13 protein-coding genes are annotated in these 12,628 nt (G+C 72.4%); 10 read left to right on the top strand and 3 right to left on the bottom strand.

Going from position 1 to position 12,628, the window contains the following annotated elements; translation table 11 throughout:
- Positions 1 to 107 precede the first annotated feature (107 nt).
- The gene (locus VGN18_RS12620; protein WP_327540047.1) at positions 108 to 599 is read left to right on the top strand and encodes an Lrp/AsnC family transcriptional regulator; all 492 of its coding nucleotides are present in this window, start codon (positions 108 to 110) and stop codon (positions 597 to 599) included.
- A complete protein-coding gene (locus VGN18_RS12615; RefSeq protein ID WP_327540046.1) occupies positions 596 to 1,024 on the top strand; it encodes a DUF5313 family protein in 429 nt (142 codons plus the stop codon). The genes VGN18_RS12620 and VGN18_RS12615 overlap by 4 nt, the downstream gene beginning before the upstream one ends.
- A 3-nt stretch (positions 1,025 to 1,027) precedes the next feature.
- Here VGN18_RS12615 and VGN18_RS12610 read toward each other — a convergent pair whose 3' ends face one another.
- Together VGN18_RS12610 and VGN18_RS12605 are read right to left on the bottom strand one after the other, a co-directional pair.
- Positions 1,028 to 2,110: a Gfo/Idh/MocA family oxidoreductase gene (locus tag VGN18_RS12610; protein WP_327540045.1), complete on the bottom strand. Its 1,083-nt coding sequence runs from the start codon at positions 2,108 to 2,110 to the stop codon at positions 1,028 to 1,030.
- 260 nt (positions 2,111 to 2,370) lie between these two features.
- Entirely contained in the window at positions 2,371 to 3,588 is a 1,218-nt protein-coding gene (locus tag VGN18_RS12605; RefSeq protein WP_327540044.1) for an ROK family transcriptional regulator, read from the bottom strand.
- 93 nt (positions 3,589 to 3,681) lie between these two features.
- Between VGN18_RS12605 and edd the strand changes: the two genes are divergently transcribed.
- Positions 3,682 to 5,592 carry a phosphogluconate dehydratase gene (gene edd, locus VGN18_RS12600; RefSeq protein ID WP_327540043.1) on the top strand — a complete coding sequence of 637 codons (1,911 nt, stop codon included), beginning with the start codon at positions 3,682 to 3,684 and terminating at the stop codon, positions 5,590 to 5,592.
- The gene (gene eda / locus VGN18_RS12595; RefSeq protein ID WP_327540042.1) at positions 5,589 to 6,251 is read left to right on the top strand and encodes a bifunctional 4-hydroxy-2-oxoglutarate aldolase/2-dehydro-3-deoxy-phosphogluconate aldolase; all 663 of its coding nucleotides are present in this window, start codon (positions 5,589 to 5,591) and stop codon (positions 6,249 to 6,251) included. The genes edd and eda overlap by 4 nt, the downstream gene beginning before the upstream one ends.
- Here eda and VGN18_RS12590 read toward each other — a convergent pair.
- Positions 6,248 to 7,057, bottom strand: a complete 810-nt coding sequence (locus VGN18_RS12590; protein ID WP_327540041.1) for a hypothetical protein — start codon at positions 7,055 to 7,057, stop codon at positions 6,248 to 6,250. The two genes, eda and VGN18_RS12590, sit on opposite strands and share 4 nt — an antisense overlap.
- 94 nt (positions 7,058 to 7,151) lie before the next feature.
- Here VGN18_RS12590 and zwf point away from each other — a divergent pair, with 94 nt between their 5' ends.
- From zwf to VGN18_RS12560, 6 genes are all read left to right on the top strand, one after another.
- Positions 7,152 to 8,636 (top strand): glucose-6-phosphate dehydrogenase, encoded by a 1,485-nt coding sequence (gene zwf / locus VGN18_RS12585; protein WP_327540040.1) that lies wholly within the window; start codon positions 7,152 to 7,154, stop codon positions 8,634 to 8,636.
- Positions 8,637 to 8,806: 170 nt separating this feature from the next.
- Positions 8,807 to 9,565: a protocatechuate 3,4-dioxygenase subunit beta gene (pcaH, locus tag VGN18_RS12580; protein ID WP_327540039.1), complete on the top strand. Its 759-nt coding sequence runs from the start codon at positions 8,807 to 8,809 to the stop codon at positions 9,563 to 9,565.
- Positions 9,562 to 10,083, top strand: a complete 522-nt coding sequence (gene pcaG / locus VGN18_RS12575; protein WP_327540038.1) for a protocatechuate 3,4-dioxygenase subunit alpha — start codon at positions 9,562 to 9,564, stop codon at positions 10,081 to 10,083. Before pcaH ends, pcaG begins: the two co-directional genes overlap by 4 nt.
- On the top strand, positions 10,080 to 10,751 hold the full coding sequence (locus tag VGN18_RS12570) for a 3-oxoacid CoA-transferase subunit A (protein WP_327540037.1): 672 nt from the start codon (positions 10,080 to 10,082) through the stop codon (positions 10,749 to 10,751). The genes pcaG and VGN18_RS12570 overlap by 4 nt, the downstream gene beginning before the upstream one ends.
- Positions 10,748 to 11,413, top strand: coding sequence for a 3-oxoacid CoA-transferase subunit B (locus VGN18_RS12565; RefSeq protein ID WP_327540036.1), 666 nt, complete (start codon positions 10,748 to 10,750; stop codon positions 11,411 to 11,413). The genes VGN18_RS12570 and VGN18_RS12565 overlap by 4 nt, the downstream gene beginning before the upstream one ends.
- A complete protein-coding gene (locus VGN18_RS12560; RefSeq protein WP_327540035.1) occupies positions 11,410 to 12,621 on the top strand; it encodes an acetyl-CoA C-acetyltransferase in 1,212 nt (403 codons plus the stop codon). Before VGN18_RS12565 ends, VGN18_RS12560 begins: the two co-directional genes overlap by 4 nt.
- The last annotated feature ends 7 nt before the right edge of the window (positions 12,622 to 12,628 follow it).

Genomic DNA, 12,628 nt, shown 5'->3' with positions numbered 1-12,628 from the left:
CAATGGTCCAGCTACAGTGCTCTGGTCGAGACGAATGGATCCCCCGCGGCGTAGAAGAGGGCCGGATGATGGAAGTGCGCACGGACCGGGCGGCGGCCGCTGGACGAATGGCGCCCCTCGACGACCTCGATCGGCGCATCGTTCTGGCGCTGCGCGCCGACGGTCGCATGTCGATGCGGGCGCTGGCCGCCGACCTGCACATCTCGCGGGCGAACGCCTACACCCGGGTCGAGCGGCTGCAGCGCGACGGCGTGATCACCGGCTACGCCGCGACGATCGATCCCGAGCGGTTCGGCTTCGGGCTGGCCGCCTACGTCTACCTCGACATCACCCAGCAGGCCTGGGTGGGAGTGCGCAACGAGGTCCTGGCGATGCCCGAGGTCGAGCACGCCGCGCTGATCTCGGGCGAGCACGACATCGTCCTGCTCGTCCGCACGCACGACGCCGCCTCCCTGCGTGACCTCGTCCTCACCCGCCTGCAGGGCATGAAGGAGGTCCGCGCGACGCAGACGGTGCTGATCTTCGAGGAGCTCGCGCCGTCCCACCGTCGCGGCGGCGACGCGACGCGGGGGGCGGGCCGGAGTACCAAGGAGGGGTGAGCAGCCGCCGGTCGACCGAGGCGTGGGAGATCGCCGCCGAATCGCTCGACCTCGCGGCCGGCCCGCGCATCCGGCCCAACCCGCTGCACTGGTTCTGGTACGCCCTCTGGGGGCCGTTGCCGCCCCGCCACCAGGCCTGGGTGCTCTACGACTCGACCTGCTCGACGTGGGTGCTGCGCCACTTCGCCCGCATCCTGGCCGCGGCCGCCCTGCCGGTGGCCGCGATCGCGATCTTCCTGCCCGCGCCGGGCGGCCTGCGCGCGCTGACCGCATTCGTGGCCGGCTCGTGCGCGGTGCTGTTCACCGCCACCTGGATCAACGAGGCCACCGAGCACCGGCTCGTCCGGGCCGGCTACGCGTGGGGAACCGGCCCCGAGCTGCGGGCCCGCCGCGACGAGTTCGCGCAGCGGCTGCGCCGCTGGTGACGACTACGGGCCGATGTCGACGCTCGTGCCGGTCGTGGCCGAGCGGACGACGGCATCGGTGAGCACGGCCGCGCGATGGCCGTCGGCGAAGGTCGGCAGGCCGTCGGGCACGGCGCCCCCGATCGCGTCGTGCACGTCGCGGACGAGCGCGGTGAAGCACTCCTGATAGCCCTGCGGATGGCCGACCGGCACGACGTCGTAGCGGTTCGGGTCGCCGGCGGCGCGCGGCACGAGCTCGACGCGGTCGTGGAGACCGGCCCAGAGGGTCTCCGGGTTCTCCTGGTCGAACACCAGCGACTGCGCGTCGCCCTCGACCGAGAGCCAGAGCCGGTTCTTGTGCCCGGTGGACACCTGGCTGAGCACGACCGTGCCGATGGCGCCGCGGTCGGTGCGGAACGTGACGGTCACGCAGTCCTCGGTGTCGACGCGCCTGCGATCCTCGCGCGGCCCGCGCTCGGGATGCGCGGTGAGGAACTGCGCGTCGAGGCGGGTGATGCAGTGCCCGGAGACGAACTCGGCGAGGTCGCACCAGTGCACGCCGATGTCGCCGAAGACGCGGGTGCGGCCGCCGAGGGCCGGATCGACCCGCCAGTTCGACGCGGTGTCGTCGCGCAACCAGTCCTGCAGGTAGGTCCCGTGCAGCAGTCGGATCGCACCGGCGTAGCCGCCGGCGACGCGGGCGCGGGCCGTGCGCACCGTCGAGTAGAAGCGGTACGCGAACGGCACCGCGTGCACGATGCCGGCCCGGTCGGCCGCGGCGAGCAGGGCCCCGGTGTCGCCGCTCGAGAGCGCCAGCGGCTTCTCGCAGATGACGTGCTTGCCCGCCGCGATCGCGAGTTCGGCGAGTTCGCGGTGCGAGGCGTTGGGGGTGCAGATGTGCACGAGGTCGACGTCGGCCGCGGTGATCGCGTCGGCGGCCGAGGCGGCGGCCCGCTCGGCGGCGAACCGGCCGGCCGCGGCCTCGGCCCGCTCGGCGGACGAGCCGGCCACGCAGGCCACCGTGCCCCCCGCGGCCCGGACGGCGCGAGCGTGCACGTCGCCCATGAAGCCGGTGCCGACGATGGCCGAGCGCAGCGTTCGGGTCATGCGCACGTGTCTACCGCAGCCCCGGCCGGACTCGTCTGGATTGCGCCAGAAGCGGACGGTCAGTGCGAGATCGGGGCATCGTGGGGTAGAACTGACACCGAGCGGTTATAACGCAGCGGCTCGAGATTCTTCGGATACGACCGCTGCCGTCCCTTCGCGCCGGTGGTCGCGTCCGAGGCGGCTCGACATTCCGGGGGGAACCGAGTCGCCGGTGGCGGTCGCTCTGGTGCTCGGACGCGACCGCCACTTCTACTTAAACCTCAGTCGACCGCGTGCGTCGCGAGCCGGTTGATCACCTCGTCGTCGAGGGCGTGGTCCAGGGCCAGTGCCGCGCAGCCCCGCAGACCCGCCTGGGCGCCGTGCGTCGCTGCCACGATGGTCAGCTCGCGGGTCGCGATCGGGGTCGCGTCGCGATACAGCGTCTCGCGCAGGCCGGCGACGAAGGGCTCGTAGGCCGGCTGCATGTCGCCGCCCACCACCACCGTCGCCGGGTTGAGCAGGGTGACCGCGGTGGCGAGCACCGAGCCGAGATGCCGCCCGCTGCGCCGCACCGCCCGCCGGGCCGGCTGGTCGCCCGCCATCGCCAGGGTCACGACGTCGCGGACGTGATCGACGTCGACGCCGACGGCCCGCAGGTCGCGCACGAGGGCCCAGCCGCCGGCCACGGCCTCGAGGCAGCCGGTCTCGCCGCAGCGGCAGGCGAGACCCTTCGCGGGCGGGTACTTCACGTGCCCGATCTCGCCGGCCGCGCCCAGCGCGCCGTGCTGCAGGACGCCACCGGTGACGATGCCGGCACCGAACCCGGTCGAGGCCTTGATGATCAGTGCGTCCGGCGCGGTCGCGAGGTGGCCGTCGCGCTCGGACAGCGCGATCACGTTCGTGTCGTTCTCGACGTGGACGGTGGCCGGCGTGAGTTCGGCGAAGTAGGGCGCCATCGGCACCTCGTGCCAGCCCGACATGATCGGCGAGTCCAGGCTGCAGCCGTGCTCCTGGTCGACCGTGCCGGGAATGCTCACCCCGACGCCCTTCACCGCCGCGACGTCGCGCCGGGCCCGGCCCAGCGTCTCCGCCAGCGCGCCGACGACGCGGGGGAGCAACTCGTCGGGGCCGAGCCCGATCTCCTGGGCGATCTCGGTCTCGGCCACGATCTCGCCGGCGAGGTCGACGACGCCGACCTGGGTGCGGCTGCGGCCGATCGCGGCGCAGAGCACGATCCCGGCCGAGGCGTCGAACGCCAGCCGGGCGGCCGGGCGGCCGACCCCGCTGGAGGAGCCGGGGGGAGCGCCCTCCTGCACCAGGCCGGTCTCGATGAGCGCGGTGACGCGGGCGGCCACGGCGGTGCGGGAGAGCCCGGTGTGGCGCCCGAGCTCGGCCCGCGAGGTCGCGGTGCGCTCGCGGATCAGGCGGAAGACCGTCGCGGCGGTGGCCGGATTCAGCGATCGGCCCCGCCGCCCGTCCGACTCCGCGTGTTCATTCACGATTCGATCCTAATTCTGCTTTCGTCGTGCATGATTATGTACTTCAAGTACAAAACTCGGTTAGAGTCTCCGAGCATGAGAGGAACCGATCGGATGACCTCCCCACCGCACCCGTTCGACACCGCCCACGCATCCCGCACCGTCCACGACGTCACCGAGCGGATCGTCGAGCGCAGCCGTCCCACCCGCTCGGCCTACCTCGCCCGCGTCGACGCCGCCGCCGACCTCGGCCCGGCCCGCGGCCGCCTCGCCTGCGCCAACCTCGCCCACGGCTTCGCCGCGGCCGCCCCGGTCGACAAGGCCGACCTGCGCCGGGTGACCAAGCCCAACATCGCCCTCGTCTCGGCCTACAACGACATGCTCTCGGCCCACAAGCCGTTCGAGAACTACCCGCGGATCATCAAGCGCGCGGTCATCGAGGCCGGCGGCATCGCCCAGTTCGCCGGTGGCGTGCCGGCCATGTGTGACGGCATCACGCAGGGGCGCGACGGTATGCAGCTCTCGCTGTTCAGCCGCGACGTGATCGCGATGTCGACGGCCATCGCGCTCTCGCACGACATGTTCGACGCGACGCTGATGCTCGGCGTCTGCGACAAGATCGTGCCCGGGCTGCTCATCGGGGCGCTGAGCTTCGGGCACCTGCCGGCCGTGCTCGTGCCGGCCGGCCCGATGACCTCGGGACTGTCCAACAGCGACAAGGCCAGGGTGCGCCAGCAGTTCGCCGAAGGGCTCGTCGACCGCGCCGCGCTGCTCGAGGCCGAGGCCGCGTCGTACCACGGCGAGGGCACCTGCACCTTCTTCGGGACGGCGAACTCCAACCAACTGCTGATGGAGGTCATGGGGCTGCACCTGCCCGGGGCGAGCTTCCCCAACCCCGGCACCGAACTGCGCGAGGCGTTGACCCGCGCGGCCGCGGCGCGCGTCACCGCTGTGACCACGCTCGGCGGCGAGTACACGCCGGTCGGTCACGTCGTCGACGAGAGGGCCGTGGTCAACGGCTGCGTCGCACTCCTGGCCACCGGCGGCTCGACGAACCACACCATGCACCTGGTCGCGATCGCCCGCGCGGCCGGCGTCGTCCTCGACTGGGACGACATCGCCGAGCTGTCCGCCGTCGTCCCGCTGCTCGCCCGCATCTACCCCAACGGCGAGGCGGACGTGAACCACTTCCACGCCGCCGGTGGCATGGCGCTGCTGATCCGCGAGCTGCTCGACGCCGGGCTGCTGCACGAGGATGTGCGCACGATCGCCGGTCGCGGGCTGCGGCGCTACGCGCAGGAGCCGACGCTGCGCGACGGCCGGCTGGTCTGGCAGGACGCCACGCCGCACAGCCTCGACGACTCGGTACTGCGCCCCGTCGCCGACCCGTTCGCGGCCGAAGGCGGCATCCGCATCGTCAGCGGCGCGCTCGGCCGCGGCGTCGTCAAGGTGTCGGCCATCGCGGCCGAGCACCAGGTCGTCACCGCGCCGGCCCGGGTCTTCGACGACCCGGAGCAGCTGCTCGCCGCCTTCCGGCACGGCAATCTCGACCGTGACTTCGTCGCCGTCGTCCGCTACCAGGGGCCGGCCGCGAACGGTATGCCCGAGCTGCACAACCTCACGCCGGCACTGGCCGTGCTGCAGGGGCGCGGGCACCGGGTCGCGCTCGTCACCGACGGCCGCATGTCCGGAGCGTCGGGCAAGGTGCCGGCAGCGATCCACGTGACCCCAGAGGCCGCGGTCGGGGGGCCGCTCACCCGGGTGCGCGACGGCGACGTGATCACCCTCGACTGCCGCACGAGCGAGCTGACGCTGCACGTCAGCGAGATCGAACTCGCGCACCGGCCGGTCACCGGTCGCGCGCCGAATGCCGACGAGTGGGTCGGCACCGGGCGCGAGCTGTTCGCCGGCCTGCGCGCCGCCGTCGGGCCGGCCGATGAGGGGGCCGGCGTCTTCGGCTGGTCCCGCCCCTCCGATCCACCCGCTGCCGACCGGCGGCACGACCCGGCAGGAGATGCCGCATGAGCGACGCTTGCGGAGCGAAGCTGCGCCGCGAGGATCTTGTCGGCTCGCTGCTCGACGTGTCGCCCGTCGTGCCGGTCGTCGTGATCGAGGAGGCCGCGACCGCGGTCCCGCTGGCCGACGCGCTGTGGGCCGGCGGCGTCCGGATCATCGAGATCACCCTCCGCTCGGCCGCCGCGCTCGAGGCTGTGCGGGCGATCGCCGACGAGCGGCCGCAGATGGCGGTCGGCGTGGGCACGGTGTGCGCGCCGGCCCAGGCGCTCGCCGCGCGCGAGGCGGGCGCGTCGTTCCTCGTCAGCCCGGGCAGCACCGACCGGCTGCTCGACGCGATGCAGGACACCGGCCTGCCGTTCCTCGCCGGCTGCGCGACGCCGTCGGACATGCTGCGTCTGCTCGAGCGCGGCATCACCGAGGCGAAGCTCTTCCCGGCGACGGCCGTCGGGGGCACGGCGCTGCTCAAGGCCGTCCACGGGCCGCTGCCCCAGCTGCGCTTCTGCCCAACCGGTGGCATCACCGTGGCGTCGGCGCCGGAGTTCCTCGCGCTGCCGAACGTCGGATGTGTCGGTGGCACCTGGCTCACGCCGGCGGCTGCGCTCGCGAGCGGTGACTGGCCGTTGATCGCCGCTCTGGCCGAGCAGGCGAGCGCGCTGCGCGTCGGTTAGGCCGCTTCCGGATCCTGCAGGTGCCGGATCAGCGCGGTGCGGCGCAGCCGGGCCAGCCGGTCGGCGCCCACCGTGGCCCCGGTGTACACGGCGAACGAGAGCACGCCGCCGGTGAGCGCGAGCAGGCCGAACGTCGTGGGCGAGGCGTGGGCCAGGCGATGGGCGTGGTGCGTCACGACGTCGGCCAGCAGCTTCGGTGGGAAGATCAGCGCCGTGACGACCGCGCTCACCAGCGTGTAGGGCACGAGGACGAGGAACGCCCAGCGCAGCGTCGCCACCGATCGACGTTCCCAGCGCCAGCGCAGCGACCGCGGCCGGTACGGGGCGATGACGCCGAGACAGGACGCCACCGCGATCGCCGCGAACGGCAGAGCGAGGAACAGCGGGGCGGCGACGAGAGCGGTCTGCGTGCGCCCGTGCTCGTAGCCGATGACGAGGGCCGCGGCCGCGCCGACCGGTCCGATGATCGTGGCCAGGGCGGCGGTCTTGACCCGCATCAGGCGCCGGACGCTGCCGTCGTACAGGGCGTCGAGGGCGGCCGGCCGGTCGTGCGCGAGCAGGTTGGTCGACGTGACGTCGCCGATCATCCAGGTCTCGAGCACCACCGCGAACGCGATCGGCCCGTGCAGGTTGTCGAAGAGCCAGTCCTTGAGCCCGCCCGGCAGCACGAACCAACCCACGCACACCATGAGCGCGTTCATCGCGACGATGCGCAGTTCCATCTGGGGCGCGCGGAACAGGCGGGCGACCTCGGCGCGGACGTCGGCCACGAAGGTGGCCCGCGCGAGATCGGGCGTCGTCGGCACTCCGTGAATGTAACGCCGGATCCTGGGTGCCGGCTCTCAGTGACGGCGACCGGCCGGCGGCGCGCAGCGCACTCTCAGCCGTAGGGTCGAGCCCATGGTGAGCGAGAACGATCCGGACGTCCCTCCGTGTGCCCTGGTGATCTTCGGGGCGTCCGGTGATCTGACGTCGCGCAAGCTGCTGCCGGCGATCGAGCGGCTGGCCTCGTTCGACCGGTTGCCGAAGAAGGTCGCGTTGATCGGCGTCGCCCGCACGGTGATGAGTGAGGACGACTTCCGCGACCGGTGCGTCGAGGCCGCCGACCGCAGCGACGGCACGTCCGACAGGTGGAAGGACCTCGCGGCGTCGGTGCGCTACGTCAGCGGCGACTACGACGACGCGGCCACCTACGACCGGCTCGCCCAGGTGCTCAAGGAGTGCGACGAGGCGCGCGGCACCGAGGGCAACAGCGTCTTCTACCTCGCGACCCCGCCCTCGCTGTTCGGCACGATCGCCGGACACCTCGGTCGGGTCGGGCTCAATCGCGGCACGGCGCGTCTGGTCATCGAGAAGCCGTTCGGCTGGGACGGGCAGAGTGCCCGCGACCTGTACACCGAGATCTCGGCCGCGTTCGACGAGGACCAGATCTTCCGCATCGACCACTACCTCGCGAAGGACACCGTGCAGAACCTGCTCGCGCTGCGCTTCGCCAACACGATCTTCGAACCGATCTGGAACCGGACGTGGGTCGACCACGTGCAGATCACCGTGGCCGAGACGCTCGGCGTGGGGGAGCGGGGCGGCTTCTACGAGACGGCCGGTGCGATGCGCGACATCGTGCAGAACCACGTGCTGCAGGTGCTGTCGCTGTTCCTGATGGAGCCGCCGACGTCGTTCCATCCCGAGGCCATCCGAGACGAGAAGATCAAGCTGCTGCGCGCCGTCCGGCCGATGGACGACGAGCGCGAGATCGTCACCAACGCGGTGCGCGGCCAGTACACCCGTGGCGGCACGCGCGACGCGCTGATGGCCGGCTACCGCGACGAGCCGGGCGTCGATCCGTTGAGCGCGACCGAGACGTTCGTGGCGCTGCGGCTGTCGATCGAGAACTGGCGGTGGGCCGGCGTGCCGGTGTACGTGCGCACCGGCAAGCGGCTGCCGAAGCGGATCACCGAGGTCGCGATCCATTTCCAGCGTCCGCCTCAGCTGCCGCTGTTCCCGCAGGCCGCGGCGATGCTCGAACCCGATGCGCTCATCGTCCAGGTTCAGCCCGACGAGGGCATGAGCCTGCGCTTCGGCGCGAAGGTGCCCGGCCTCGCCTTCGACGTGCGCAAGGCGTCGATGGACTTCTCCTACGGCGCCGGCTTCGACGACCACTACCCCGAGGCCTACGAGCGGGTCATCCTCGACGCGCTCAAGGGCGACCCGACGCTGTTCATCCGCGCCGACGAGGTCGGCCGCTCGTGGCGCATCGTCGACCCCATCCTCGAGTACTGGTCGGCCGATCCCGATGCGATCCCGCTGTACCAGGCGTCGACCTGGGGTCCGCGCGAGGCGACCGAGCTCATCGAGCGGGACGGCCGCAGCTGGCGGCACATGTGACCGCGACGCGTCGACGCACGGACGCCGACCGCGGGGTGAGCCGGTCCCGAGTCGTATGACGGCGTACTGACCTCGCCGAGCTGCCGGACCGGCACCCGCCCGCCCCGCTGCCGGCGTCGCTCCTCGGGGGCACTCGCCCGGAACTCCGTCCACGCCCTACGCTGCGAAGGATGGACCGATCGAGTGATGCCGCCGGATCGAGCCAGGCCGAGGTCAGCGCCGAGATCGACGCGATCGCGGCGGGGTACGCGGGCGGCGAGATGCGGACCCGGCTCGACTACCCGCCGTACCGCAGCAGCATCCTGCGGCATCCGACGCACCCGCTCGTCGCGGTCGATCCGGAAGCGGCGGAGCTGGTCGCGCCCGTGTTCGGGGCGCGCGACGTCGACCCGCTCGAGTCCGACCTGACGATCCAGCACGCCGGCGCGCCGTTGGGGGAGAAGATCGTCGTGACCGGACGGGTCACCGACGGCGACGGGCGCCCGGTGGCGCACCAGCTCGTCGAGATCTGGCAGGCCAACGCGAGTGGCCGCTACATCCACCAGCGCGACCAGCACCCGGCGCCGCTCGACCCGAACTTCACCGGCACCGGCCGCTGCCTCACCGATGACGACGGCGTCTACCGTTTCACCACGGTCAAGCCCGGCCCCTACCCGTGGAAGAACCATCGGAACGCGTGGCGGCCGGCGCACATCCACTTCTCGCTGTTCGGCACCGACTTCACCCAGCGGCTGATCACCCAGATGTACTTCCCGGGCGACCCGCTGTTCGGCCTCGACCCGATCTTCCGGTCGGTCGTCGATCCCGCGGTGCGTGAGCGGTTGATCGCGAGCTACGACCATGGGTTGACCCAGCCCGAGCTGAGCACCGGCTACCGCTGGGACGTCGTGCTCACCGGGTGCCGCGCGACGCTGCTGGAGGCGGAGTGACCACGCCGGGCCAGACCGTCGGACCGTTCTTCGGCTACGCGCTCCCGTTCCCCGGCGACGGCGAACTCGTGCCGGCCTCCCACCTGGACTCGGTACGGCTGACCGGGCGCGTGCTCGACGGCGACGGCGAGCCGGTGCCCGACGCACTGATCGAGATCCGCCAGGCCGATGCCGACGGCGATGTGCCCTGCGTCGAGGGCTCGCTGCGGCGCGACGGCTACACCTTCACCGGCTGGGGCCGGGCGGCCACCGACCGCACCGGCCGCTACTCGTTCACCACGATCCGGCCCGGGGCGGTGGACGGGCCGCCGTTCATCGCGATGACGGTGTTCGCCCGCGGCCTGCTCGACCGCCTGTTCACCCGCGTCTACCTCGCCGACGCCGCGGACGACCTGCTGAGGGCGCTGACCCCCGAACGGCGCCGCACCCTCATCGCCGTCGACGACGGCGACGCGCTCGTCTTCGACATCCGACTGCAGGGTCCGGCCGAGACCGTGTTCCTCGACGTCGCCGGATGAGCGTCGTCGAGATCGCTGCCGACCCGGACGAGGCCGTGCGCGGCGTCGCCGACGGGTCGACCGTCCTGATCAGCGGCTTCGGTCGCGCCGGCATGCCCTTCGCCCTCATCGACGCGCTCGTGCGCACCCGCGCGCGCGACCTCGTCGTCGTCAACAACAACGCCGGCAACGGCTCCAGCGGCGTCGCCGCCCTGCTCGCCGCCGGCCTGGTGCGCAAGGTGGTCTGCTCGTTCCCGCGGCAGAGCGACTCCTACGTCTTCGACGAGCTGTACCGCGCCGGGAAGGTCGAGCTCGAGCTCGTACCGCAGGGCAACCTGGCCGAGCGCATCCGCGCGGCCGGCGCGGGCATCGGCGCCTTCTACTCACCGACCGCCGTCGGCACGCCGCTGGCCGAGGGCAAGGAGGCCCGCACGATCGACGGACGCGAGTACCTGCTGGAGTTCCCGATCCGCGGCGACGTCGCGCTGGTGAAGGCGCACCGGGCCGACCGCATGGGCAACCTCGTCTATCGCAAGACCGCCCGCAACTTCGGCCCGATCATGGCGAGCGCGGCGACGCGAACGATCGTCGAGGTGAGCGAGCTGGTGGAGACGGGCGAGCTGGACCCCGAGGCCGTCGTCACGCCCGGCATCTTCGTCGACCGCGTTGTCGTCGCGGACGACCGATGACCGTCGAACACCTCGACCGCGGCCCGCTGAACCGCGACGAGATGGCGCAGCTCGTGGCGCGTGACATCCCGGCCGGTTCGTACGTCAACCTCGGCATCGGCCAGCCCACCCGGGTCGGCGACTTCCTCGACCCGGCGAAGAACATCGTGCTGCACACCGAGAACGGCATGCTGAACGTCGGCCCCGAGGCGCACGGCGGCGACATCGACCCCGATCTCGTGAACGCCGGCAAGGTGCCCGTCACCGAACTGCCCGGCGCGTCGTACTTCCACCACGCCGACTCGTTCGCCATGATGCGCGGCGGCCATCTCGACGTCTGCGTGCTCGGCGCGTTCCAGGTCGCGGCCGACGGCGACCTCGCCAACTGGCACACCGGCGAGCCCGACGCGATCCCGGCCGTCGGCGGTGCGATGGATCTCGCGACCGGCGCCAAGGACGTCTTCGTGATGATGAGCCTGTTCACGAAGGGCGGGGCGCCGAAGCTGGTGCCCGCCTGCACCTACCCGCTCACCGGAGTGCGCTGCGTCAGCCGCGTCTACACCGAGCACGCGCTGTTCGTCATCACCGGCGACGGCGTCGAGGTCGCCGAGACCTTCGGCTCCCGCGCCGCCGACCTCGCCGCCGAGCTCGCCGTTCCCGTCATCATCGAGGAGACCGCATGACCGACGTCGTGATCTGCGAACCCGTCCGCACGCCGGTCGGACGCTACGGCGGCGCGCTGCGGGACGTGCCGGCGCACGACCTCGCGGCGACCACGATCCGCGGGCTGCTCGAGCGCACCGGTGTCGATCCCGAGCTGATCTCCGACGTCATCCTGGGCCAGTGCTACCCGAGCATGGAGGCCCCGGCGATCGGGCGGGTCGCCGCGCTGAACGCCGGGCTGCCGATCTCGGTCACCGGGCTGCAGATCGACCGGCGCTGCGGCTCGGGCCTGCAGGCCGTGCTCTACGCCGCGATGCAGGTGCAGGCCGGCGCGAGCGACATCGTCCTGGCCGGGGGAGCGGAGTCGATGAGCGGCGCCTCGTACTTCACCCACGACATGCGCTGGGGTGTGAAGGGCACCGGCGTGCTCTTCCACGACTCCCTCGCCCGTGGCCGCAGCACCGCCGGCGGACACAACTTCCCGGTACCGGGCGGCATGATCGAGACGGCCGAGAACGTGCGGCGCGAGCACTCGATCAGCCGCGCGGACCAGGACGCGCTGGCGCTGCAGTCGCACCGGCGGGCCGTCGCCGCCCAGCAGGGCGGCGTCTTCGCCGAGGAGATCGTCCCGGTCACCGTTCCCGGACGGAACGGCGACACCGTCGTCGACACCGACGAGCACCCGCGGCCCGACGCGACGCTCGAATCGCTGGCGAAGCTGCGTCCGATCATGGGCCGCGACGACCCGGACGCGACCGTCACGGCCGGCAATGCGTCAGGCCAGAACGACGGCGCCTCGGTCTCGTTGGTGACGACCCGAGAGCGGGCCGAGCTACTCGGCCTGCGCCCGCTGGCCCGCCTCGTCTCGTGGACCGTCGCCGGGGTGGCGCCGCGCACGATGGGCGTCGGCCCGGTGCCGGCCGTGCAGACCCTGCTGGCGAAGCTCGGCCTCACCCTCGCCGACATCGACCTCATCGAGCTGAACGAGGCGTTCGCCTCGCAGGTGCTGGCCTGCACCCGCGGGTTGGGCCTGACCGAGGCCGACCACGCCCGCATCAACGTGCACGGCTCGGGCATCTCGCTCGGCCACCCCGTGGGCGCGACCGGCGGCCGCATCCTGGCCACCCTGCTGCGCGAGCTCGACCGCCGCCAGGCCCGCTACGGGCTCGAGACCATGTGCATCGGCGGCGGCCAGGGCCTGGCCGCACTGTTCGAGCGGGTGGGGTAGCCCGGAG

It is taken from the genome of Jatrophihabitans sp., from assembly GCF_036000465.1.
Lineage (GTDB): Bacteria > Actinomycetota > Actinomycetes > Mycobacteriales > Jatrophihabitantaceae > Jatrophihabitans.
This window is presented reverse-complemented; position numbering and strand designations above follow the sequence as displayed.

Coding starts and splice junctions, on each gene's coding strand:
- VGN18_RS12620 (WP_327540047.1), top strand. CDS start 108: ATGGCGCCCCTCGACGACCTCGATCGGCGCATCGTTCTGGCGCTGCGC.
- VGN18_RS12610 (WP_327540045.1), bottom strand. CDS start 2,110: ATGACCCGAACGCTGCGCTCGGCCATCGTCGGCACCGGCTTCATGGGC.
- edd (WP_327540043.1), top strand. CDS start 3,682: ATGACCTCCCCACCGCACCCGTTCGACACCGCCCACGCATCCCGCACC.
- eda (WP_327540042.1), top strand. CDS start 5,589: ATGAGCGACGCTTGCGGAGCGAAGCTGCGCCGCGAGGATCTTGTCGGC.
- zwf (WP_327540040.1), top strand. CDS start 7,152: ATGGTGAGCGAGAACGATCCGGACGTCCCTCCGTGTGCCCTGGTGATC.
- pcaH (WP_327540039.1), top strand. CDS start 8,807: ATGGACCGATCGAGTGATGCCGCCGGATCGAGCCAGGCCGAGGTCAGC.
- VGN18_RS12570 (WP_327540037.1), top strand. CDS start 10,080: ATGAGCGTCGTCGAGATCGCTGCCGACCCGGACGAGGCCGTGCGCGGC.
- VGN18_RS12565 (WP_327540036.1), top strand. CDS start 10,748: ATGACCGTCGAACACCTCGACCGCGGCCCGCTGAACCGCGACGAGATG.
- VGN18_RS12560 (WP_327540035.1), top strand. CDS start 11,410: ATGACCGACGTCGTGATCTGCGAACCCGTCCGCACGCCGGTCGGACGC.